Origin of the sequence: Nonomuraea sp. NPDC005650 (genome assembly GCF_040605375.1) — a bacterium.
Taxonomy (GTDB): Bacteria; Actinomycetota; Actinomycetes; order Streptosporangiales; family Streptosporangiaceae; genus Nonomuraea.
The window spans coordinates 1-1,075 of sequence record NZ_JBEXCR010000147.1 but is presented as its reverse complement, the minus strand read 5'-3'; the positions used below and the strand labels follow the sequence as shown (position 1 = coordinate 1,075).

Here is a 1,075-nt window from a genome sequence, read left to right as displayed (position 1 = left end):
AGGCTCACGGTCGAGATGGTGACGGCGGGGGCCGTGCAAACCGTCCGGCAGCCTGACGCCATTGCGCTCGCGTCCGCCCTGTCTTGGCAGTCCTACCTGATCCACAGCGGGAGACGGTCCCGCCTCGGGTCACCCTGAGCCGCCCTGGCCCGCCGGTTGCAGGTACGGCAGGCGGCAGGCCGGGGTTCCAAGCGCCCAGGCGCGTCCGCGTCTGGGAAGCCCGCCCCGCGACCGCAGGGGCCGAACGAGAGGAGAACCGCACCATGGATCTGTACCGGCAGCAGCTCGGCGACGTGCCGTTCAGCAGGCTGTGCGGCGGCAACCAGGACAACGACCAGATGGAGTCCTGCGTGGAGATCGCCCCCATCGCGGGCGTTGACGACGCCTACGCGCTGCGTGACTCGAAGAACCCCGATGCCGGGACCCTCCGGTTCAGCGGTTCCGAACTGCGTGCCGCTGGTGTGACCACCATCTAGCACCACCACAAGGCGCGGCCCCTGCTCAGTCTCAGTAAGCAGGGGCCGCCCCCGCACTCTACGGGAGCACCCTGACCATGCATTGGCATGCCTACCAGTGGACGGGCAACGGCGCGGACCGCGCCAACGAGGCGGAGCGCCGCCCGGCATCGCCCGACTTCCCAACCTCGCTGCTACCGCCGATGCGGACCGGCGATTGGCTGGCCAAGCCCGCATCCCGCATCGCGGCCACGTTCCACGAGGTGAGCGAGGCGGCCGAATGGCTGGCAGCCGAGTACGGCAAGGTATGCGGCGCGCTGCTGCTGCCCGAGGGCATCCCTCTTGAGGATCGGCTGGGATACGCGTGTGATGCGCTGCCGCGTGGCGTTGACGTGCAGTGGGGCGAGTGGTTGCAGGGCGCGCGGTTCGCCGGCATCGGCGTGATCTGCTGCCCGAACCGCCACGTGACCCATCCCTGCCCGATTCGGCGAAGCGTCGGGACCAGCACGTCATGAGCAGGAGTGAGCCCGCGTGGTCGCAATGCCTGGCCTTGAGTGGTTCCCGTACGACTGTCTGGGGACGCGGACGAGGGTCCGGGAGTACCTCACCCGTGGGAACGT

Annotated in this window: 2 protein-coding genes; both read left to right on the top strand. The window is 69.4% G+C overall.

Going from position 1 to position 1,075, the window contains the following annotated elements:
• Positions 1 to 263 precede the first annotated feature (263 nt).
• Positions 264 to 476 (top strand): DUF397 domain-containing protein, encoded by a 213-nt coding sequence (locus ABZS69_RS67095; RefSeq protein ID WP_355395701.1) that lies wholly within the window; start codon positions 264 to 266, stop codon positions 474 to 476.
• 77 nt (positions 477 to 553) lie between these two features.
• Positions 554 to 970 (top strand): hypothetical protein, encoded by a 417-nt coding sequence (locus tag ABZS69_RS67090; protein ID WP_355395698.1) that lies wholly within the window; start codon positions 554 to 556, stop codon positions 968 to 970.
• The last annotated feature ends 105 nt before the right edge of the window (positions 971 to 1,075 follow it).